The 21086-nt window shown below is 66.4% G+C and carries 14 protein-coding genes; 9 read left to right on the top strand and 5 right to left on the bottom strand.

Annotated elements, in window-relative coordinates:
* Positions 1 to 4: 4 nt before the first annotated feature.
* The 8 genes from AC3DE2_RS03480 to AC3DE2_RS03445 all read left to right on the top strand — a co-directional run bounded on the left by AC3DE2_RS03480 (position 5) and on the right by AC3DE2_RS03445 (position 9412).
* A complete protein-coding gene (locus AC3DE2_RS03480) occupies positions 5 to 589 on the top strand; it encodes a hypothetical protein (protein WP_488425080.1) in 585 nt (194 codons plus the stop codon).
* Positions 590 to 652: 63 nt separating this feature from the next.
* Positions 653 to 1516: a CorC family transporter gene (locus AC3DE2_RS03475; protein WP_295378693.1), complete on the top strand. Its 864-nt coding sequence runs from the start codon at positions 653 to 655 to the stop codon at positions 1514 to 1516.
* Positions 1482 to 2693 (top strand): lipoprotein N-acyltransferase Lnb domain-containing protein, encoded by a 1212-nt coding sequence (locus AC3DE2_RS03470; RefSeq protein ID WP_488425079.1) that lies wholly within the window; start codon positions 1482 to 1484, stop codon positions 2691 to 2693. Before AC3DE2_RS03475 ends, AC3DE2_RS03470 begins: the two co-directional genes overlap by 35 nt.
* Before the next feature lie 6 nt (positions 2694 to 2699).
* Positions 2700 to 4757, top strand: coding sequence for a glycoside hydrolase family 97 protein (locus tag AC3DE2_RS03465; protein WP_488425078.1), 2058 nt, complete (start codon positions 2700 to 2702; stop codon positions 4755 to 4757).
* Positions 4758 to 4934: 177 nt separating this feature from the next.
* Positions 4935 to 5951 carry a magnesium and cobalt transport protein CorA gene (locus tag AC3DE2_RS03460; protein WP_488425077.1) on the top strand — a complete coding sequence of 339 codons (1017 nt, stop codon included), beginning with the start codon at positions 4935 to 4937 and terminating at the stop codon, positions 5949 to 5951.
* A gap of 120 nt (positions 5952 to 6071) precedes the next feature.
* Complete coding sequence (locus AC3DE2_RS03455) at positions 6072 to 8144, top strand: carbon starvation CstA family protein (protein ID WP_488425076.1); 2073 nt, start codon at positions 6072 to 6074, stop codon at positions 8142 to 8144.
* Entirely contained in the window at positions 8144 to 8368 is a 225-nt protein-coding gene (locus AC3DE2_RS03450) for a YbdD/YjiX family protein (RefSeq protein ID WP_295378684.1), read from the top strand. Before AC3DE2_RS03455 ends, AC3DE2_RS03450 begins: the two co-directional genes overlap by 1 nt.
* Positions 8369 to 8554: 186 nt before the next feature.
* Positions 8555 to 9412 (top strand): hypothetical protein, encoded by an 858-nt coding sequence (locus AC3DE2_RS03445; RefSeq protein ID WP_488425075.1) that lies wholly within the window; start codon positions 8555 to 8557, stop codon positions 9410 to 9412.
* 87 nt (positions 9413 to 9499) lie between these two features.
* Here the strand turns inward: AC3DE2_RS03445 and AC3DE2_RS03440 are convergent, their stop codons facing one another.
* The 3 genes from AC3DE2_RS03440 to AC3DE2_RS03430 form a co-directional block, all read right to left on the bottom strand.
* A complete protein-coding gene (locus tag AC3DE2_RS03440) occupies positions 9500 to 10753 on the bottom strand; it encodes a DUF819 family protein (RefSeq protein WP_295378680.1) in 1254 nt (417 codons plus the stop codon).
* A 98-nt stretch (positions 10754 to 10851) separates the two neighbouring features.
* Complete coding sequence (locus AC3DE2_RS03435; RefSeq protein ID WP_488425074.1) at positions 10852 to 12918, bottom strand: dipeptidyl-peptidase 5; 2067 nt, start codon at positions 12916 to 12918, stop codon at positions 10852 to 10854.
* Positions 12919 to 13028: 110 nt separating this feature from the next.
* Complete coding sequence (locus tag AC3DE2_RS03430) at positions 13029 to 14999, bottom strand: OPT family oligopeptide transporter (protein ID WP_295376082.1); 1971 nt, start codon at positions 14997 to 14999, stop codon at positions 13029 to 13031.
* 113 nt (positions 15000 to 15112) lie between these two features.
* Here AC3DE2_RS03430 and AC3DE2_RS03425 point away from each other — a divergent pair, with 113 nt between their 5' ends.
* Positions 15113 to 16933, top strand: coding sequence for a peptide MFS transporter (locus tag AC3DE2_RS03425; protein WP_488425072.1), 1821 nt, complete (start codon positions 15113 to 15115; stop codon positions 16931 to 16933).
* 54 nt (positions 16934 to 16987) lie between these two features.
* Here AC3DE2_RS03425 and AC3DE2_RS03420 read toward each other — a convergent pair whose 3' ends face one another.
* Together AC3DE2_RS03420 and AC3DE2_RS03415 are read right to left on the bottom strand one after the other, a co-directional pair.
* The gene (locus AC3DE2_RS03420; protein ID WP_488425249.1) at positions 16988 to 18940 is read right to left on the bottom strand and encodes an alpha/beta hydrolase family protein; all 1953 of its coding nucleotides are present in this window, start codon (positions 18938 to 18940) and stop codon (positions 16988 to 16990) included.
* A gap of 99 nt (positions 18941 to 19039) precedes the next feature.
* Positions 19040 to 21022 carry an alpha/beta hydrolase family protein gene (locus AC3DE2_RS03415; RefSeq protein WP_488425071.1) on the bottom strand — a complete coding sequence of 661 codons (1983 nt, stop codon included), beginning with the start codon at positions 21020 to 21022 and terminating at the stop codon, positions 19040 to 19042.
* Positions 21023 to 21086: the final 64 nt, after the last annotated feature.

The following is a 21086-nucleotide window of genomic DNA, read 5'->3' as shown; positions in this document are numbered from 1 at the left end:
TGCCATGCTCCCTGCCCGTTCCATTCCCCTCCTGTTGCTGCTGACGCTGGCGGCCGGCGCGCACGCGCGCGGCACGGGGGAGGATGCGGCGCCCGCATCGACCCCGGACAGGGTCGACATCGCCAGGCTGATCCGCTGCGAGGGTCAGCCCGAGGAGTTCATGGCGCTGGCGACCGCGCTGCAGGAGCCGCTCAAGGCGGTGTCGCTGGGCTGGCGCCCGCTGCCCCAGAGCAACATGTTCCTGAGCGAATACGCGCTCGGCGAGCCGGTGACGGTGTTCGGCCATTCCAGCGATCGCATCGCCTTCGCCGGCTCCAGCGTGATGGCGGTGCTGGACCTGCCGGACCCGCGTCCGCTGGCCCGCCAACTGGAACTGGAAACGGCGCTCGATACCCCGGAGAAGGCCATGTTCGGCAAGGAACTGGTCAGCGAGGAAATGCGCGACCCGGCCACCGGCGCGACCCTGGTCCGCTCGCTGGTGCTGAACGTCTCCAACGTCACCTCCCACCCCGGCAAGACGCTGGTCGGCTGCACCTACAGCATTGATCCGCTTGAGGATGAGCCGGCCGAGCCGGCCGCCGGCGGCTGAGCGTCCGCCGCGCCTGCTAGACTCTGGCCCGTCGCCCGCCTCGCGGGCGCCCCTTTCCGAGAGATGTCAGAAGACGACAGTACCCAAGCGCCGGAGCACCACGAGAAACGGCGCAGCTGGCTGGAACGCCTGAGTTCGGCGTTTTCCGGCGAACCCACCTCCCGCGAAGACCTGGTCGCGATCCTGCGCGATGCGCAGAGCGACGGCCTGATCGGCGGTGACACCCTGCGGATGATGGAAGGCGCGCTGACGGTCGCCGAACTGACCGTGGGCGACGTGATGGTCCCCCGCGCGCAGATGATTTCCCTGCCGGTGGATGGCCGCTTCCTCGACCTGATGAAACTGGTGGTCGAATCCGGCCATTCGCGCTTCCCGGTCCATGGCGACAACAAGGACGAAATCCTCGGCATCCTGCTGGCCAAGGATCTGTTGCGCGGCGTGGTCGCCGACAACGGCCCGGGCAGCATCCGCGAACTGCTGCGCCCGGCGGTGCTGATCCCGGAGTCCAAGAAGCTCAACCTGCTGCTCAAGGAATTCCGGCTCTCGCGCAACCACATGGCGATCGTGGTGGACGAGTACGGCGGCGTCGCCGGCGTGGTCACCATCGAGGACGTGCTGGAACAGATCGTCGGCGAGATCGACGACGAACATGACGAAGCCGAGGACGGCGCCTCGCTGATCGCGGTGCAGGCCGACGGCCAGTACGTGGTCGACGCGCTGACGCCGATCGCCGACTTCAACGAACGCTTCGGCGCGGATTTCCCGGATGACGAATACGACACCATCGGCGGCCTGGTCACGTCCGCCATCGGCCACCTGCCCGAAGCCGGCGAGGAACTCACCCTGGGCCGGTTCGCCTTTCGCGTGGCCAAGGCCGACGCGCGCCGCGTGCATGCCTTCCACGTCGGCATCCTGGCCGAAAGCTGACGTGCTGCAGCGCCTGCTCCTGATCGCCGCGCTGTGGCTGCTGGCGGCATCGGCCTTCGCCGCGCCGCGCGTCGCGGTGGCGACCATGCAGCCGGGGGAGGTGTTCTTCGAACGCTTCGGCCACAACGCCATCGTGATCGCGGATCCGGCGACCGGCGCCGCGACCTCGTACAACTTCGGCTACTTCGATCCGGGCGAATCGGATTTCGTCGGCAACTTCGCCCGCGGGGTGATGCAGTACTACCTGGTCGCCCTGCCGCTGGAACAGGATCTGGCCCAGTACCGCGACAGCGGCCGCGGGGTGCGGCTGCAATGGCTCGACCTGCCGCCGGAACAGGCGCAGGCGCTGGCCGACAGCCTGGCCGTGCGGGCGCGGCCGGAAAACGCGCGCTACCGCTACGACTACTTCACCGCCAACTGCTCGACCCAGGTGCGCGACGCGCTGGACGCGGCGATGGGCGGCGCGCTGAAGCCGCAGTTGGCCGGCCGTTCCCGCGGCAACACCTATCGCAGCGAAAGCGTGCGGTTGGCTTCGCCGGCGACCTGGATGTGGCTGGGCTTCGATGTCGGCCTGGGACCGGCGTCGGACCTGCCGATGTCGCGCTGGGAGGAAGGCTTCATCCCGATGCGCCTGGCCGACAGCCTGCGCGAGGCGAAGAACGCCGCCGGCCGGCCGCTGGTGCAGGCCGAAGCCGAGTTGCTGCCACACCGGATCGCCGCCGAGCCGCCCGAGGCGCCGCGACGCTGGTGGCCCTGGCTGATCGCCGGACTGGCGGTGGCCGTCGCAATCGCTCTGATCGGACGTCGGCATCCGCGCGTGATCGCCGCCCTCGCGCTGCCGTTCTGGCTGCTGTGCGCGATCGCGGGCGGTTTGCTGGTGTACCTGTGGGGCTTCAGCGAACACTGGGCCGCCTGGCGCAACCACAACCTGCTGCTGCTCAATCCGCTCTGCCTGCTGCTGCTGCCCGGCGCAATCGCCGTGCTGCGCCGCCGCAATCCGGGCCGGCTGTTCCGCGGCGTGTCGACCGCCGTCGCGCTGTGCGCGCTGTTCGCCTGGTTCGTACAGTGGCTGCCGTTCGCGTTCGGCTACCAGTACAACCAGTCCTGGGTCGCCCTGCTGCTGCCCATCCACCTGGCGCTCGCATACGTATTCAAACGGCCGCCTCACGCCGGCTGACGCAGGATGCGGCCTTTCCCGCCGCATCCACGCAGGGCCCGCATGCTGATTCGACTGTTCGCACTGGCCGTCCTGGGCCTTCCCCTGGCCGCGCTCGCGGCGCCCGCCGCGCGCGTTGCCTCGCCTGACGGACGCATCGTGGTGGAACTGGACGCCGATCCCGACGGCCGCCCGACCTACACCGTGCAGCGCGACGGCAAGCCGCTGCTGGCGCCCTCGCGGCTGGGTTTCCTGCTGCTCGACACGCCCAAGCTGGATCGCGCCATCGCGGTGACCACACCGCGCACGCGCGCGTTCGACGAGACCTGGGAACAGCCCTGGGGCGAGCGCCGCCGCATCCGCAACCACTACAACGAACTGCGGGTGACCTTGGCCGAGAATGCCGGGCCGCGCCGACACCTGGACCTGGTGTTCCGCGTATACGACGACGGCCTGGGCTTCCGCTACGAGTTTCCCCGCCAGGATGGCCTGCCGACGGTGAAGATCCGCGAGGAGCTGACCGAATTCGCCCTCGCCGGCGACGCCACCGCCTGGTGGATTCCGGCTGGCGAATGGAACCGCGAGGAGTACCTGTACCACCGCACCCCGGTAGAGGAAGTCGGCGACGCGCAGACGCCGATCACCTTCAGGCTGGCCGACGGCACCCATCTGTCGATCCATGAGGCCGCGCTGGTCGACTATTCCGGCATGAACCTCGCCCGCGTGGAAGGACGCCGGCTGAAGGCGCTGCTGACACCGGGCATCGACGGTGCCAAGGTGACCCGCGAAGCGCCGTTCAACACGCCCTGGCGCAGCGTGCAGATCGCCGACGACGCCGGTGGTCTGGTGACCTCTTCCCTGATCCTCAACCTCAACGAACCCAACGTGCTGGGCGACGTGTCGTGGGTCAAGCCGATGAAGTACGTCGGCGTGTGGTGGGAAATGCACCTGGACACCCGGACCTGGGCCTCCGGACCACGCCACGGCGCCACCAACGAGAACGTGACCAAGCACATCGACTTCGCCGCGAAGCACGGCTTTGGCGGCGTGCTGGTCGAAGGCTGGAACGTCGGCTGGGATGGCGACTGGTTCGGCAACGGCGAGGACTTCAGCTTCACCCGCTCGTATCCCGACTTCGATCTGGAAAAGCTCAGCGCGTATGCGAAATCCAAAGGCGTCGTCCTGATCGGCCACCACGAGACTTCCGCCAACGCCGCCCACTACGAGTCGCAGATGGGCGCGGCGTTCGACCTGTACCAACGGGTCGGCGTGCCCGCGGTCAAGACCGGCTATGTCTCCGACGCCGGCCAGGCCAAGGTGATCGGCGGCGACGGCACGGTCCACTACGCCTGGCACGAGGGCCAGGACATGGCCCGCCATCACCTGAAGGTGGTGACCGAAGCCGCCCGGCGACACATTGCCATCAACGCCCACGAGCCGATCAAGGACACCGGCCTGCGCCGCACCTATCCCAACTGGATCTCGCGCGAGGGCGCGCGAGGCATGGAGTACAACGCCTGGGGCCAGCCCGGCAATCCGCCCGAGCACGAAGCCATGCTGGTGTTCACCCGCCTGCTGGCCGGCCCGATGGATTTCACCCCCGGCATCTTCGGCATGAAGACCCGCTCGCCCGATGGCGTGGCCACCACCTGGGCCAAGCAGCTGGCGCTGTACGTGGTCATCTACAGTCCGATCCAGATGGCGGCGGACCTGCTGGAAAATTACGAGGCCAATCCGGGCCCGTTCCAGTTCATCAAGGACGTGCCGGTGGACTGGGAAGACACCCGCGTGCTCAACGGCGAGGTCGGCGACTACGTGACCATCGCGCGCAAGGATCGCCATGGCGACAACTGGTACCTGGGCGCGATCACCGACGAGCAGCCACGCACGCTGAAGGCATCCCTGTCGTTCCTCGATCCCGGCCGCCGCTACACCGCGCAGATCTACCGCGACGGTCCCAAGGCGGACTGGAAGGGCGTACGCGAGGACATCGTCATCGAGGAACGCGAGGTCGGCGCGGCCGATACGCTGGAACTCAGGCTCGCGCCTGGTGGCGGCCAGGCGATCCGCTTCGTGGCGAGGTAGGTCTTCTCTCCGTAGGAGCGACGTCAGTCGCGACCGCCGTCCTGCCAGCCAGGTGATTTTCGATGGGGCCAAGGCGTGCTTGGTCGGGCGCAGGGTCGCGACTGACGTCGCTCCTACAGGGGAAGGAACAATGGCGGCCGCTTGCCGCTCAAGGTCAACTGGCGCACGATCCGGTACATGAACCAATCGCCCTCGCTGAACCCGGTCCAGAACGCCCTGCCCAGCTGCGTGATCAATTGCGCCGTCTACGACCAGCACGGCAAGCGCCGGGATATCACCCTGGACGAGATCAGCGACGTGCTGGCGGTCGACGACGGCACCTTCATCTGGGTGGGCCTGTACGAGCCGGCGGACTCGGTGCTGGAAAAACTGCAGGAGGAATTCTGCCTGCACGATCTGGCGGTGGAGGATGCGCAGAACGCGCACCAGCGTCCGAAGCTGGAGGCCTACGGCAACTCCCTGTTCATCGTGATGCAGACCGCGCAGGTCGTGGACGACCGCATCCGCTACGGCGAGACCCACGCCTTCCTCGGGCCACGCTACCTGGTGACCGTGCGCCACGGTGCGTCGCTGTCCTATGCGCCGGTGCGCGAGCGGGTCCAGCGCGAACCGGATCTGCTGGGATTGGGACCCTCTTACGGCCTGTACGCGGTGCTGGATTTCATCGTCGACAACTACCGCCCGATCGTAGACGAGTTCCGCCAGACCCTGGACGCCCTGGAGAAGGATATCTTCGCCGACACCTATCGCCGGGTCACCGTGGTCAAGCTGTACGAGCTCAAGCGCGAACTGACCAAGATGCGCCTGGCGGTGGCGCCGCTGCAGGACGTGCTGGCGCAGCTGTCGCGCACGCAGAGTCCGCTGATTCCCGAGGAAGTGCGGCTGTATTTCCGCGACGTGCATGACCATGCACTGCGGGTCAACGAATCCACCGACACCCTGCGCGAGATGCTCACCACCGCGCTGAGCGTCAACCTGTCGCTGGTGACGCTGGCGCAGGGCGAGACGGTCAAGCGCCTGGGTGCGTGGGCCGCGCTGCTGGCCGCGCCGACCCTGATCACCAGTTGGTACGGCATGAACTTCGAGCACATGCCGGAGCTGGCCGGCCGGTTCTCCTATCCCCTGCTGATGCTGGGCGTGGCGGCGGTCTGCGTCGGCCTGTACCGCCTGTTCAAGCGCGTCCGCTGGCTGTAGCAGCGCAAGGGTGATCGGCGCCGGGTTTCGACCAAAGTCGAAGCCGGGAATCCGGCTTACGGATTGACCCTCCCCCGGCATCGGAGGACTCTAGCGGGAGTCTCCGTGGAGGGTGGATTCATGAAAGGTCTGTCGAAACTCGGCTGGGCGGCACTGGCCGTTCTCGGCGCGTTCGCGCTGGGCACGGTCGCGCTCCGCCGCGGCGAGCACATCAACGCGATCTGGATCGTCACCGCGGCGGTTTCGATCTACCTGATCGCCTACCGCTTCTATGCGCTGTTCATCGCCAACAAGGTGATGCAGCTCGATCCCACCCGCGCCACCCCCGCGGTGCTCCGCAACGACGGCCTGGATTACGTGCCCACCAACCGGCACGTGCTGTTCGGCCACCATTTCGCCGCCATTGCCGGCGCCGGCCCGCTGGTCGGTCCGGTGCTGGCCGCGCAGATGGGCTACCTGCCCGGCCTGCTGTGGCTGGTGGTCGGCGTGGTGCTGGCAGGCGCGGTGCAGGACTTCATGGTGCTGTTCATTTCCAGCCGCCGCGACGCGCGTTCGCTCGGCGATCTGGTGCGCGAGGAAATGGGCCGCATCCCCGGCACCATCGCGCTGTTCGGCGCCTTCCTGATCATGATCATCATCCTGGCGGTATTGGCGATGGTGGTGGTGAACGCGCTGGCCGAAAGTCCATGGGGCATGTTCACCGTCGCCGCGACCATGCCGATCGCGATCCTGATGGGCATCTACATGCGCTACATCCGGCCCGGCCGGATCGGCGAGATTTCCGTGGTCGGCCTGATCCTGCTGCTGGGCGCGATCTGGCTGGGCGGCAAGGTCGCCGCGGATCCCACCTGGGGCCCGGCCTTCACCTTCTCAAAGGAGTCCATCACCTGGATGATGGTCGCCTACGGTTTCATCGCCTCGGTGCTGCCGGTGTGGCTGCTGCTGGCGCCACGCGACTACCTGTCCACCTTCCTCAAGATCGGAACGATCGTGGCGCTCGCCATCGGCATCCTGATCGTGATGCCCGATCTGAAGATGCCGGCGGTGACCGAATATGCGCGCACCGGCATGGGCCCGGTCTGGACCGGCGGCCTGTTCCCGTTCCTGTTCATCACCATCGCCTGCGGCGCGGTGTCCGGCTTCCATGCGCTGATTTCCTCCGGCACCACGCCCAAGCTGCTTGCCAGCGAAGGCCACATGCCCTACATCGGCTACGGCGGCATGCTGATGGAATCCTTCGTCGCGGTGATGGCGCTGGTCGCGGCCTCGATCATCGAGCCCGGTGTCTACTTCGCGATGAACGCGCCGCCGGCCGCGGTCGGCAGCGACGTGGTCACGGTCGCCGCCAAGGTCAGCGAATGGGGCTTCGCCATCAGCCCCGACGTGCTCACCGCCACCGCCAAGGACATCGGCGAAAGCACCATCCTCAACCGCGCCGGCGGCGCGCCCACGCTGGCGGTGGGCATCGCCCAGATCCTGCATAGCGTGCTGCCGGGCGAGGACACGATGGCGTTCTGGTACCACTTCGCAATCCTGTTCGAGGCGCTGTTCATCCTGACCGCGGTCGACGCCGGCACCCGCGCCGGCCGCTTCATGCTGCAGGACCTGCTCGGCAACTTCCTGCCCGCGATGCGTCGCACCGAATCCTGGACCGCGAACATCATCGCCACCGGCGGCTGCGTGGCCTTGTGGGGCTACCTGCTCTACACCGGCGTGACCGATCCCTTCGGCGGCATCAAGACGCTGTGGCCGCTGTTCGGCATCTCCAACCAGATGCTCGCCGGCATCGCGCTGATGCTCGGCACGGTGGTGCTGTTCAAGATGAAGCGTGATCGCTACGCGTGGGTCACCGCGGTTCCGGCCGTGTGGCTGCTGCTGTGCACGACCACCGCCGGCCTGCTGAAGATCTTCGACGGCAATCCGGCCCAGGGCTTCCTGGCGCAGGCGCACAAATACCAGGCCGCGATCGCCTCCGGTACGGTCACCGCTCCGGCCAAGACCATGGGCGAGATGCACAAGATCGTGGTCAACGCCTACGTCAACACCGGCCTCACCGCGCTGTTCCTGTTCGTGGTGGGCGCGATCCTGATCTACTCGATAAAGACCATCGTCGCCGCCCGTCGCAGCGCGGTCCGCACCGATCGCGAAACGGCCTACGTGAAGGTCGATCCGCAGCAGCTGGCGAACCTGTGATGGGCACCGCGCTCGTTCCCGTCAGCCACTACCAGGTACACCGCCGGGTGTGGCGCCGGCTGGTGCAGACCGCGCGGCTGTGCTGCGGCGTGCCGGACTACGACAACTATGTCCGGCACATGTTGGAGAAGCATCCGGATCGCGAGGTCATGGATTACAAGACCTTCTTCCGCGAGCGCCAGGAGGCGCGCTACGGCGGCAGGAGCGGATTCCGCTGCTGCTGAGCGCCCCCAATCCCTCCTCCCCGGCGGGGCCCCTCGGGCCCCGTCTTTTTTTTCTTGCGCGCTACCGTTCATCGGGCTTCCGGCGAGTTCTGGCCGCATCGCCGATGTCCCGGCGTTTCCCCAGACACCAACGGAACTGCGCGCCGCGTAGCCGCCGTTTCACTCGACGTCACAAGGGGTTTCGCCATGAATTCACCACGACGCCGCTCGCCGGCGCGCACGTTCCGCGGTTTCCTGTCCACCACCGCCGCCACGCTGGCGCTGGGAATGGCGCTGTCCCTTCCCGCCCACGCCACCGGCACCATCGGCACGCCGACGCCGGTCGACGTCGGCCTGAGCTGCAAGGATTTCGACACCGCCGGCATCCTCAGCGAACTGGTCATCAACCCGCTGCCGGACGGCGTGCAGGCGCACACCGATGGCGTACTGACCGTGGACACGATCCATTTCGAATCCACCAGCGGCTGGCTGTTGTATTGGGAGCAGCTGAGCAGCGGCCAGTCCATCCATAGCGTTTCGCTGAGCGACGACAACGGCGGCGTGCTCTATGTCTACGACCCGCCGGTCACCAGCGACGCCGGCCTGCACCTGCCCGCCGCGCCCGGCTTCACCATCCTCACCAACACTCCCTATCCGCACATCAGCCGCGCCAGCTTCTGCTATTCCACCCCCGACCAAACCGGCTTCGAGGGCTGCACGCTGGGCTACTGGAAGGTCAAGAAGCATCATGATTCCTGGCCAGTGCCGTTCACCGTCAACACACTGCTGCAAGGCTACTTCGGCAGCGGGGCACCCGATGTGACCTTCCTGACCGCGCTCAATTTCCAGGGCGGTCCGGGCGTGGACGGCGGCAAGCGCATCCTGCTGAAGCAGGCGGTGGCATCGCTGTTGAACGCGGCATCGTCCGGCGTGGATTTTCCGCTGACCACCGCGCAGGTGATCCAGCAGGTCACCTTCGCCCTGGACAGTGGCGATCGCGACGTGATGATCTCGCTGTCCGCCACCTTGGACGCGTACAACAACCAGGGCTGTCCGCTGAACTGAAGTGCATCGCCCGCAGAAACAAAAGCACGGCAGCCTGGCGGCTGCCGTGCTTTTTTCAGCGCCTGTATCGACTCCCCGAGTCGGGTTTTATCCCTGCCCCGCCATCGCGCGCAGGGTGATGCCAACCACGTAGGCCGCACCGGTGCCGGTGGCGTAGCCGAGCGTTCCCAGCAGCACGCCCACCGGTGCCAGCGCCGGATGGAACGCGGTGGCCAGCACCGGCGCCGAGGCCGGGCCGCCGATGTTGCTCTGGGAGGCGATGGCGAAATAGAAGAACGGCGCGCGCAGCAGCTTGCCCACGCCCCACAGCAGCACGATGTGCACCGCGATCCACATCACCCCCAACAGGAACAGCCACGGGCGCTCCAGCAGCGCCAGCAGATCCATCTGCATGCCGATGCAGGCGATCAGGAAGTAGAGGAACATCGAGCCCCACTTCGACGCACCCACGCCTTCCAGGGTGCGCATGCGGGTGAAACTCAGCAGCAGGCCCGCGAAGGTTGCCAGCAGGACTACCCACACGAACGGCTTGTCCAGGCTGACCATCGGCGACCACGCCACGTTGGCCGCGAACCAGCCGGCCAGCGGCGCGGCGACCGCGTGCGCCAATCCCACCGTTCCGAACGCTACGCCACCCAGCACCATCAGGTCCGACAGGGTGGGAATGCGCGCGTGCTGGGCCTGGTAGCTGGCGATGCGCTCGCGCAGTTCGTCGATGGCCGAGGTGTCCGCGCCGCTGTGGCGATCCAGCGCCGGCGCGCGCGCCGCGAAGAAGATCAGCACCGCCATCCACACATAGCCGACGCCGACGTCGACCACCGCGAACTGGCCGAAGGTGGTCGCGTTGACCTCGAAGATCTCCTTCATCGCCAGCATGTTGGCGCCGCCGCCAATCCAGCTGCCGGCCAGCGCGGCCATGCCGGCCCAGGTATCGCCGGCGACGGTTTCGGGATGGAACCAGCCCATCACCTGGAATGCCACCACCGCCCCCAGCATGATGCTCAGCACCGCCGCCACGTACATCACCAGCATCTTCCAGCCCAGGCCGAGGATGCCCTTCAGATCGATGCTCAGCGTCAGCAGCACCAGCGCGGCCGGCAGGAAAACATCGCGCGCCACCGGGTTGTACAGCTTGGTGTTCTCGCCGTCGATCAGGCCGACGGTGTTGTAGACGCCGGGAATGAAGTAGCACAGCAGCAGCGCGGGCACGAAGCTGTAGAACTTGCGCAGATGGCGGTTCTCGCTGCTGGACGTCCAGAAGATCACGCCCAGCGTGGCGGCGATCAGCCCGAAAACGATGATGTCGTTGTTGATGAGTGCGCCGGTGCCTGCTGCCGCCATCCGGTATCTCTCCCCTGGTGATGAAAGGGTGCCTTCGGCTCAGCCGTTTCCCTGGCACGAAAAAAGGCGCGCCGCGGATGCGGCGCGCCCTGCGTGCGTCACTGGCCGATGTGCTGCTTCAGCCAGGCGTTGACGGTGTCATGCCACTGCACGCTGTTCTGCGGCTTCAGCACCCAGTGGTTCTCGTCCGGGAAGTACAGGAACTGCGACTTGACGCCCTGCCGCTGCAGCGCGGTGAACGCGGCCAGGCCCTGCTCGACCGGGATGCGGTAGTCGAGCTGGCCATGCACGATCAGCATCGGCACTTTCCAGTCCTTGACGTGGTTGACCGGGTTGAACTTCTCGTAGCTGGCCGGCACCGCGTATGGCGTGCCGCCCTGTTCCCATTCGGTGAACCACAGTTCCTCGGTCGAGTAACCCATCATGCGCTGGTCGAACACGCCGTCGTGGTTGACCAGGCATTTCCACGGCTGGTTCCAGTTGCCGGCGATCCAGTTGACCATGAAGCCGCCGTAGCTGGCGCCCAGCGCGCAGGCCTTGTCGCCGTCCAGGAAGGTGTACTTCTGTTGCGCCGCGGCCCAGCCTTTCTGCAGATCCTCCAGCGGGCGGTCGCCCCAGTGCTGGCTGATCGCGTCGGTGAAGGCCTGGCCGTAGCCGGTGGAACCGTGGAAATCGATCATCACCACCGCGTAGCCCTGGCCGGCGTAGGTCTGCGGGTTCCAGCGATAGCTCCAGCCGTTGCCGAAGCTGCCCTGCGGGCCGCCGTGGATCAGGAACGCCACCGGATACTTTTTGCCTTCCTGGTAGTTGTACGGCTTGACCACGTAACCGTGCACGGTTTCGTCGTTCCAGCCCTTGAAGCTGAACTGCTCGAAGTCGCCGAACGACACGTCCGCCAGCATGTCCTGCGCGCTCTGGGTGATCGCGCGTTCCGGCGCGCCGCCCAGCGAGGTGGTGAACAACTGGTCGCCGCTCTTGAGCGAGTTGCGGGTGAAGGCCAGGGTGTCGCCGGCAATCTCGAACGCGGAGATGCTGCCGTCGCCGATCAGCTTGTCGGCCTTGCCGCTGGCGATGTCGACCACGAACAGCGGATGCTCGCCCATGTCCTGTGCGGTGGTGTAGATACGCTTGCCGTCGGCCGACAGGGTGATGCCGTCGGCGGAACGATCCCACGCCGCGGCGATTTCACGCGGCGCGCCGCCGGCGGCGTCCATCGCCATCAGCGCGAAGCGGTCGGCCTCGAAGCCCGGACGCTTCATCGCGCGGTAGTACAGGGTCTTGCCGTCGGCGCTGAACACCGGGCCGGTGTCCCAGGCCGGATTGGCCGCGGTCAGGTTGGCCGGCGTGCCATTACCGTCGGCGGACAGGCGGTACAGATCGAAATTGGTCGACCACGGCTCGCCCGTGGGCTGCACGCGCATGCTGGCGACCAGCGACTTGCCGTCCGGGGCCCAAGTGTATTCATCGGCGCCACCGAACGGCTTGGAGGGCGTGTCGCCATCCAGCGTGTCGGTCAGCGACACCGCAGTGGCGGCCGGCTCCGCGCCCGCGGCCGGCAGCGCGGCCACGAACAGGCGACTGCGGCGACCATCGGCCCAGGTGTCCCAATGGCGCACGAACATGTTGTCGAACAGCACGCCGGTGTTCTTCTGCGCGGCGGTGGCGTCGAGCTTCTTGCGGGTGCAGGCGAAGTCGGCCTTGCAGTCGGCGAAGGTGTCGGCGCTGAACGCGATGCGGCTGCCATCCGGCGAAACCTTGTAACTGCCCACGTCCAGCGTGAATCCGGTCAGCTGGCGCGGCTCACCGCCGGCGGTGGGGATTGCGTACAGCTGCTGGGTGCCGGACTTGCCGCTGAGGAAGTAGACGGTCTGGCCATCGGCGGAAAAGGACGGCGAATTGACATTCCAGCCTTCCGGGGTCAACCGCTTCGGCGGCGCCATGTCGCGGGTCAGCAGGTTGCGCACGTACAGGCCGGTGCCGGCCTTGGTCAGTTCCTTGTCGATCTGGCGCTTGGCGAAAACGACCACGCGGCCATCCGGCGACAGCGCCGGCGAGGAAACCCGGTCCAGCGCGGCCAGGTCGCGGATGTCCAGGCCCCGCTGGGCGGCGAAGGCCGGCAGGGTCGCCAGCAGGCAGAGGGGCAGTACGGCGAGACGCAATTTCATCCGGGGCTCCGGGCAAACAGGAAAACCCCGATGTTAGGCCGATACGGCAATCCGGCGCAAAGGCATGAGGTCATGCCCCTGCGCCGCCGCCACGCGGCCTGGTGCCTGGTTCAGGCCTTTTCGCCGCGCTTGCCGGTGCGGTACAGCAGCCAGCCGACCACCGCCAGCACGGCCAGGCCGATCCACTGGCTGAAATGCCAGGCTTCCGGCAGCGCCAGCACGTCGGCGCGGGCCGAGGCCACGATCGGAATCGCGATGGCGATGCCCATCAGCGCCTCGCCGGTGATCAGGCCGGCCGAGAACAGCACGCCCGGGCGGTGCACGCGATCACGGCCCTCCTCGTCGTCCGGCTGGACCTTGTGGAAACGTTCCACCAGATGCGCCAGCAGGCCGCCCAGGAAAATCGGCACCATCAGTTCCAGCGGCAGGTAGATGCCGATCGCCGCGGCCAGCACCGGCACGCGGAAGCGCGCCTTGCGCGACTTCAGCCATTCGTCGAACGCGATCACCAGCGCGCCGACCACCGCGCCGATGGCGATCATCGCCCACGGCAGTTCGCCGCCGAACAGGCCGCGCGCGACCGACGCCATCAGGTTGGCCTGCGGTGCCGCCAGCGAATTGGGATGCTCCGGCGTCGGCGCACCGATGCCGTAGGCCTGGGCCAGCAGGTTCAGCACGGGCGCCATGATCAGCGCGCAGGAGAACGCGCCGATGCCCAGCATCAGCTGCTGCTTCCACGGGGTCGCGCCGACCAGGTAACCGGCCTTGAGATCCTGCAGGTTGTCGCCGCCCACTGCCGCGGCGCAGCACACCACCGCGCCAATCATGATCGCGGCGACCGCGCCCAGCGGCGCGCCGCCGGCGCCGACCGGCGCCATGCCGCTCTTGCCCAGCAGCAGCACCAGCACCGCCGAGGCGAACAGGATGGTGGAGATGGTGATGCCCGAGACCGGGTTGTTGGACGAGCCGATCAGGCCGGCCAGGTAGGCCGACACCGACACGAACAGGAAGCCGGCGGCGATCATGATCAGGGTCATCGGCACGCTGACGTGCCACTGGCCGACGATGGCCTGGTACAGGCCCAGCAGCGGCAGGGTGAACACCACCAGGGCGACCAGCATCCACTTCATCGGCAGATCGCGTTCGGTCTCCAGTTGCACCTGGCCACCGGCGCCGCTGCTGCGCGCGGCGGCGAAACCGCTCTTGATGCCCTTGAGCAGCGACTTGCGCAGCGAGAACAGGGTCCAGACGCCGCCGACCAGCATCGCGCCCACGCCCAGGTAGCGGACCTTGGCGCCCCAGATGGCGAACGCGGCATCGGCCGAGGAGGCGTTGGCGATCGAAGCGGCCAGCGCCGGATCCGAACCGGTGAAGAACGCCTGGTACAGCGGGATGGCGATGTGCCAGGACAGCACAGCGCCGGACAACACCACGATGCCGACGTTCAGGCCGACGATGTAACCCACGCCCAGCAGTGCCGGCGACAGGTTGGTGCCCAGGAACGCGGTGACCTTGGAGCTGCCGACATACGCCGACTGGGTCCAGGTATCCGGAATCATGCGCAGGCCGCTGGCGGCGGCCAGCTTGACCACCGCGCCGATCACCCCGGACAGCGCCAGGATCTTCAGGCCCGGGCCGGGATTGTCACCGGCCTTCAGCACTTCCGCGGCCGCCTTGCCTTCCGGGAACGGCAGCGGATCCTCGACGATCATCGAGCGGCGCAGCGGCACCGAGAACAGTACGCCCAGCAGACCACCCAGGCCGGCGATGCCCAGCACCCACCAGTACTTGAAGTCCGGCCAGTAGCCCATGATGACCAGCGCCGGGATGGTGAAGATGACGCCGGCGGCGATCGACGAGCCGGCCGAGGCGCCGGTCTGGACGATGTTGTTCTCCAGGATGGAGCCGCCTCCCAGCACCCGCAGCACGCCCATGGACACCACCGCGGCCGGGATGGCGGTGGCGATGGTCAGGCCGGCGAACAGGCCCAGGTAGGCGTTGGCGGCGGAAAGGACCACCGCCAGCACGACGGCCAGCAATATGGCGCGGAAGGTAAGTTGAGGCGTCGCAGCCTGGTTCATGACGCGGTTCCGGGGATACAGAAGCCCGACAAACTATCGGCTACGCCCCGGCAAGTCCAGCCGGAACGGGCTGCGTGGCTATACTCGGCCGGTTCCGCACTGCCCGCCTGCCCATGGTCCCAGCCTCCATCCCCGCCACGCCCCTGCCCGCCCGCGAGGACTTCCTCGGTCATCCCAAGGGCGTCTACATCTGCTTCTTCACCGAGATGTGGGAGCGCTTCTCCTTCTACGGGATGAAGGCGCTGCTGCTGCTCTACCTAACCAAATACCACCTGTTCGGCGACAAGGCCGGACTGGACCTGCTGGGCGCCTACGGCGGACTGGTGTACTGCGTCCCGGTGATCGGCGGCGTGCTGGCCGACCGCTGGCTGGGCATGCGCAAGGCGGTGCTGTTCGGCGGCCTGTTGCTGGTGGCCGGCCACGTCGGCATGGCCTTCGAGGGCCATGCCGCGACCTCCCTGGACGGCGTGATCACGCGCGACGAAGGCTCGCTGCGCATCACCTACCTGTCGCTGGCGCTGATCATCATGGGCGTGGGTTTCCTCAAGCCCAACATCTCCACCATCGTCGGCCGGCTCTACGCCGACAACGATCCGCGCCGCGACGCCGGCTTCAGCCTGTTCTACGCCGGCATCAACCTCGGCGCGCTGTTCGCCTCGCTGGTGTGCGGCTACCTGGGCGAAACCTTGGGCTGGCGCTACGGCTTCGGCGCCGCGGGCATCGGCATGCTGCTGGGCCTGTGCATGTTCCTGTGGGGCCAGAAGTACCTGCATGGCCACGCCGAACCGGCCGCGCCCGAGCGCCTGCGCGAACGCGTCGCCGGCATCCCGCGCGAATGGCTGATCTACGCCGGCGCCCTGCTCGGCGTGCTGCCGGTGGCGTGGCTGATGTGGGCCGCCGCCAATGGCGCGTTCTCGCTGGGCGGGGAAATCTCGCTGGCGCTGTTGCTGATGCTGGTGGTGCTGGCGGCCGTGCTGGCGTGGTTCGGCTGGTTCCTGTCGACCCGGTGCACGCCGGTGCAGCGGCAGCAGATGCTCGCGCTGATGGCGCTGATCTTCATGGCGCTGATCTTCTTCACCCTGTATGAGCAGACCTACGGCTCGTGGGTGACCTTCACCGATCGCCTGCTGACCAAGGACGTGGTGCCAGCATTGGTGCAGGCGCCCGCCGCGGTGACCTGGACGGGGTATTGGGCGGTGGACATGATCACGCTGCTGGCGCGCGCGCCGTGGTCGACCTGGTCGCTGCTGCTAGCGCCGCTGGGCTTCGTGATCGCCGCGCGGCTGTCCGATCGCAATCCCGAGTCGACCGCACCACGGGCCGTTTTCATCGCGGTGGTGGTGCTGATGCTGGTCTTCCTGCTGCGCGACTGCGTGGTGCTGCCGCAGACCGCCGGCTCCCTGACCTACCTCGGCGCGCTGTTCCTGGTGCTGCTTGCGCCTGCCTTCGCAGCGCTGTGGGCCTGGCTCGGCCGGCGCGGCCGGGATCCCTCCAAGCCGTTCAAGTCGTCGCTGGGCCTGGTCATCGCCGGCCTGTCCTTCATCCCGCTGGCCTGGGCTGCCCATCTCGTGGGCGAAAGCGGGCAGATGGCCAGCGTCTGGTGGCTGGTGCTGGCCTACCTGGTGCTGGAGATCGGCGAGATGTGCCTGTCGCCGGTAGGCCTGTCGGCGGTGACCCAGTTGGCGGTGCCACAGGTGGTCAGCCTGATGATGGGCACCTGGTTCCTGGCGACCGCGTTCTCCGAGGCGCTGGCGGCCCTGTTCGGCAAGCTGGCCGCCATCGACGTCCCCGAAGGCGGTAGCCTGGTCATGGCCGACGCCGCCGCGCGCTACGCGGATCTGTTCTGGTTGATGACCGCCATCGGCGTGGGCTGCGGCCTGGTTGCCTTCCTGTTCTCGCCCCAGCTCCGGCGGATGATGCACGGGGTGCATTGAAAAGGAACGGCGCCGCAAGGCGCCGTCCTGCTATTGCTTGCCACATGCGCGGCTTTACCGGGTTCCCCCCTTGCCGCTGGTATGCCTTGAAAAGAAAGCCAGCAGCTTGGTGTAGTACTCCAGTTGGTGAGCTTCGTCGTAGAAACCATGTCCTTCCATGGAATAGTAGAGCGCCTCGACCTGCCCACCGGCACTTTTCAACTTCTGCTCCATCAGTTTGGTGTGCTCGATGGGCGCACGGCGATCCTGTCCGCCGGCCGCCAGGAATACCGGCACCCGGATCTGCGCCGCCAGTTGGGTTGGTGACACCGTCGCCACGGCTTCCTTTTCGCCCACCCAGTCGCGCAGGTAGGCCCTGCCTGATTTTGCATCCTGTATGTCACCCAGGTTGTGGAGCATTGGCAAGTCGTAGATGCCAACGTATCCGGCGGCGCATCGATAGAGGCCGGGTTCCCTGGCAACGCCCATGAGCGCCGCATAAGCACCATAGCTGGCGCCATAGATACAGATCCGGTCGGGATCGGCCACGCCTTCCCTGATCGCCCATCGGGTCGCATCGGTCACGTCGTCCTGCATGGCCTTGCCCCACTGGTGCGCGCCTGCCTCGCGGAAGGCGCGTCCGTATCCACCCGACCCGCGGAAATTCACCCGCAGGACCGCATAGCCCGCGCTGGCCAGCATCTGCGTTTCCGCATCGAATTCCCAACGATCGGCGACCCCGAACGGACCGCCATGTGGCAGGACGATCATGGGCAAGCCCTGCGCCGGTCTACCCGGTGGCAGCGTCAGGTATCCATGGAGCGTCAATCCATCCCTGGCCTTGACCTGGAAGGGACGTGCCTCCGCCATTTCGGCAGGATCGAACCAATCGCGACGGCTAAGCAGGTAATCCGCCTTTCGGGTCAACGTATCGAACAGGTAGTAGTCACCGGGATTCCGGTCGCTGCTGACCAGTACCAGCGCCAGCTTGCCGTCGGAGGTGGTCGAGGTCACCCGTACCTTTTCCCCCGGGAACGCGGCGTCCAGCATGCCGTACAGCGCGGCAGCCCTTGAATCGGGATGAAAGAAGGTTCGCCGGGGCTTGCCAGCCGGCAACTCCACGCCGATCACGGCCCTGGATTGTGCCGACGCCGCCGAGAATTCTTGGAGCACGATGCCGGGATCGGAAACTTCATCGCTGAAGACCGGCTCCTTCTTTCCATCCTCCAGGTGCAAGGCCAGGATGGCATCCGGCCCCTGCGCACGTTCCGCCTGCAGGTACGCAATTCGCCCGTCTGCCGAGAAACCCAACGGATATTCCGCGTTGCCGGTAACGCTCTCATCGTTGATGAGTTTCCACTCGCCCGCTTCGTCCGCGCGGTAGTACAGTTTCCTGGCATTGTCCGTGTTCGCGCCTTCCGCAAACCGGACCACGCCCTGATGATCCGTCAGGAATTCGGCGCGCCGTACCGGCGCGCGTGCCAACACGACACGACGTCCGGTGTTCACGTCCAACTGCTCGGCGCGGGTATAGGGATCATTCCCGAACGGCCAGGCGGCGATGATGGCGTGGCGGTCATCCTGGGGCAATGCATCCACCAGGAATGCCGCCACGTCCTCCACCTTTTTGGGTTGTATGCGGGTACCGGCGCCGGCTCCCTGCACCCGGAATCCCACCAGCATTTCCGGCTTGGATCCGTCTGCGTTGACCGCAAACAATTCGCCGGTCCCGACGGGCTCATCGCGCGAGCCGAATTTCTGCGCCATCGAGATGAGCAACCGCTCCGGGCTGACCCACCAGAATGATGAAATGTAGGTATTCCGCCCCAGTCCGAATCTCGCCGTGACGGTGTTGTCGGTTCGCCGCATGACGACCAGGCCCGTGTTGTCTTCCAACGGTACCGTCGCGGCCAAGTATTCCCCCGAGGGAGAAATCCTGATGTCCTCGAATCGATCCTTCCTGATGTAGGAAGCAATTTCCGGTGCCGCCAAGGCGGCATTCATCCCGGACAAGCACAAGACCAGCATCGCCAAGACTCGCATATCCTCTCCCCTTCCTTTCTGGAGATGCAGGAAACGCCAGCTTTTGCCGGCGTTTCCCGCCACTACCGATTCTTCGCGCGTAGCTTACTGGGCCGCGCCCTTGCCACCGATGTGCTGGGCGAAAAAGTCGAGCATCTTGCTGTACAGGTTGAGGTTGTTCTCTTCCTTGTAGAAGCCGTGCCCCTCGCCCGACTGGATGATCACGCCCTGCGGCGCGTTGCCGGCCGCGGTCAGTGCCTTGGCCATCGCCTCGGTATGCTCCGGCGGGCAACGGGCGTCGCGCGCGCCGGCGGCCAGGTAGATCGGCAACTTCAGCTTGTCGACGTGGTTGATCGGCGACATCGCATCCTGCTCGGCCTTGGTGCTGCCATAGGCGCGAATCAGGTACTTCATGCCGTCCTCGCGCTTGCTGGTGTCGCTGAGCTTCATCTGGATCGCGGCACTGTAGTTGCCCACGTAGCCGAACGCGCATTTGTACAGCCCCGGCTCGCGGGCCGGCGCCATCATCGAGGCGTAGCCGCCGAAGCTGCCGCCGTAGATGCAGATGCGGTCCTTGTTGGCGTAGCCCTGCTGGATGGCCCAGTGCGTGCCGTCGAGGACGTCGTTCATGATGCCCTCGGCCCACTGGCCATAGGCCATCTCCTCGAAAGCCTTGCCGAAGCCACCCGAACCGCGATAGTTCACCTGCAGCACCGCGTAGCCGCGGTTGGCAAACATCTGGTTCTCGAACTGGAAGCCCCAGTTGTCACGCGGTCCCATCGGGCCGCCGTGGACATTGACGATCATCGGCAGGTTCTTGCCGTCCGAACCATTGGGAATGGTCAGGTAGCCGTGGATCGTCAGGCCGTCGCGCGACTTGAAGCTGACCGGCTTGACCGAGGCCATCTTGCTGGCATCGATCCATTGCCGGCTCTTCATCAGGAAGCGGGCCTTGCCGGTGTCACGGTCATACAGGTACAGCTCGCCGGGATTGGCGTCGCTATAGACGGAGACCACGATCTTCTTGCCGTCCTGGGTCGCGCTGGAGAAGTCGACGAATTGGCCCGGGAAGGCAGCCGCCAGCGATGCATAGAGTTCGGCATCCGGATGGTTTTCGTTGACCAGGGTCACCTGGGGCGCACCGGCTTCGGTGACCGCGGCGATGACGGTTTCCCCGTCGGCCGCCTGGATCAATCCGGAAATTTCAGACACCGGATCCTGGTGCAGCACGGTGAAACTGCCATCGGCGGTATTCAGCGTACCGAACGCCGCTGGCTTCTTGCCATCGCCCTGGGTCGCATAGACAGTGCCATCGGCGGCCGTGCCGAGGATTTCGATGCGCTTGCCGCTGGCCTTGGAACTGTTGACCAGCGTCCACTTGCCGCCGCCATCGCGACGATAGAGTTCATTGTGTGCGTCGGAGAAGTTGCCTTCCTCGTCGTAACGGTCGTAGCAGACCGCGAAACGCGGTTCCTTCTTTTCGTCCAGTGCGATACCGCAATCGTCCCGTGGCGCGCGCGCGAGCGACTTGCGGCGCCCGCTCAGCGTATCCATCAGTACGATCTCGGTACCCGCACCGGTGGAGGAACGAGCATAGGTCGCCGTCATCATGACGTTGTCCGGATCGTTCTTCAGTGTGTCCAGCAGGCCAAAACTCTCGTTGCCCACCTGCTTGCCGCGCTGGGTCGCATCGCGGGTCCCGTAGAAAATCAACGGACGCGGCTGCGAGCCGTCGGCATTCACCGCATACCACTCGCCGGTGCCAAACGGGCGGGCATAGCTTCCGATCTTCTTGATCGAGTTGAACAGCAGCCGATCCGGCGAGGTCCAGTAGAAGCTGCCGACACTCTTCTCTTCCGGCAACTGGTTGATCTTGACGATGCTCAGATCCTTGGTCCGCAGCACGGTCAGGACGTCCTGGTCACCGCGATCGACCGTCATCGCCAGATACTCGCCGTTCGGCGAGATCTTCACGCTGCTGTAGGTCGGGTGCTTGACGAAATCCTGGACCGGGATCACTTCCACCGCCTGCGCCGCGCACGACATCCCCACCGCGGCCGCGACGCCGGCCAACTTCCATTTCAACATCTTCATTGACTCCCCCATGATTTGAATCCAGCCGATAAACCGGATTACAGGAAGTCTAATGCCA

The sequence above is a fragment of the Pseudoxanthomonas sp. 68-E7 genome (assembly GCF_057773145.1).
The sequence above is the reverse complement of the archived record's forward strand: the minus strand, read 5'-3'. Positions and strand labels throughout refer to the sequence as shown.

Bases quoted from the DNA above. Each gene is read 5' to 3' on its own strand.
- AC3DE2_RS03450 (WP_295378684.1), top strand. From the start codon at position 8,144: ATGGGCACCGCGCTCGTTCCCGTCAGCCACTACCAGGTACACCGCCGG.
- AC3DE2_RS03455 (WP_488425076.1), top strand. From the start codon at position 6,072: ATGAAAGGTCTGTCGAAACTCGGCTGGGCGGCACTGGCCGTTCTCGGC.
- AC3DE2_RS03425 (WP_488425072.1), top strand. From the start codon at position 15,113: ATGGTCCCAGCCTCCATCCCCGCCACGCCCCTGCCCGCCCGCGAGGAC.
- AC3DE2_RS03440 (WP_295378680.1), bottom strand. From the start codon at position 10,753: ATGGCGGCAGCAGGCACCGGCGCACTCATCAACAACGACATCATCGTT.
- AC3DE2_RS03435 (WP_488425074.1), bottom strand. From the start codon at position 12,918: ATGAAATTGCGTCTCGCCGTACTGCCCCTCTGCCTGCTGGCGACCCTG.
- AC3DE2_RS03480 (WP_488425080.1), top strand. From the start codon at position 5: ATGCTCCCTGCCCGTTCCATTCCCCTCCTGTTGCTGCTGACGCTGGCG.
- AC3DE2_RS03475 (WP_295378693.1), top strand. From the start codon at position 653: ATGTCAGAAGACGACAGTACCCAAGCGCCGGAGCACCACGAGAAACGG.
- AC3DE2_RS03460 (WP_488425077.1), top strand. From the start codon at position 4,935: ATGAACCAATCGCCCTCGCTGAACCCGGTCCAGAACGCCCTGCCCAGC.
- AC3DE2_RS03415 (WP_488425071.1), bottom strand. From the start codon at position 21,022: ATGTTGAAATGGAAGTTGGCCGGCGTCGCGGCCGCGGTGGGGATGTCG.
- AC3DE2_RS03445 (WP_488425075.1), top strand. From the start codon at position 8,555: ATGAATTCACCACGACGCCGCTCGCCGGCGCGCACGTTCCGCGGTTTC.
- AC3DE2_RS03430 (WP_295376082.1), bottom strand. From the start codon at position 14,999: ATGAACCAGGCTGCGACGCCTCAACTTACCTTCCGCGCCATATTGCTG.
- AC3DE2_RS03470 (WP_488425079.1), top strand. From the start codon at position 1,482: ATGCCTTCCACGTCGGCATCCTGGCCGAAAGCTGACGTGCTGCAGCGC.
- AC3DE2_RS03465 (WP_488425078.1), top strand. From the start codon at position 2,700: ATGCGGCCTTTCCCGCCGCATCCACGCAGGGCCCGCATGCTGATTCGA.
- AC3DE2_RS03420 (WP_488425249.1), bottom strand. From the start codon at position 18,940: ATGCTGGTCTTGTGCTTGTCCGGGATGAATGCCGCCTTGGCGGCACCG.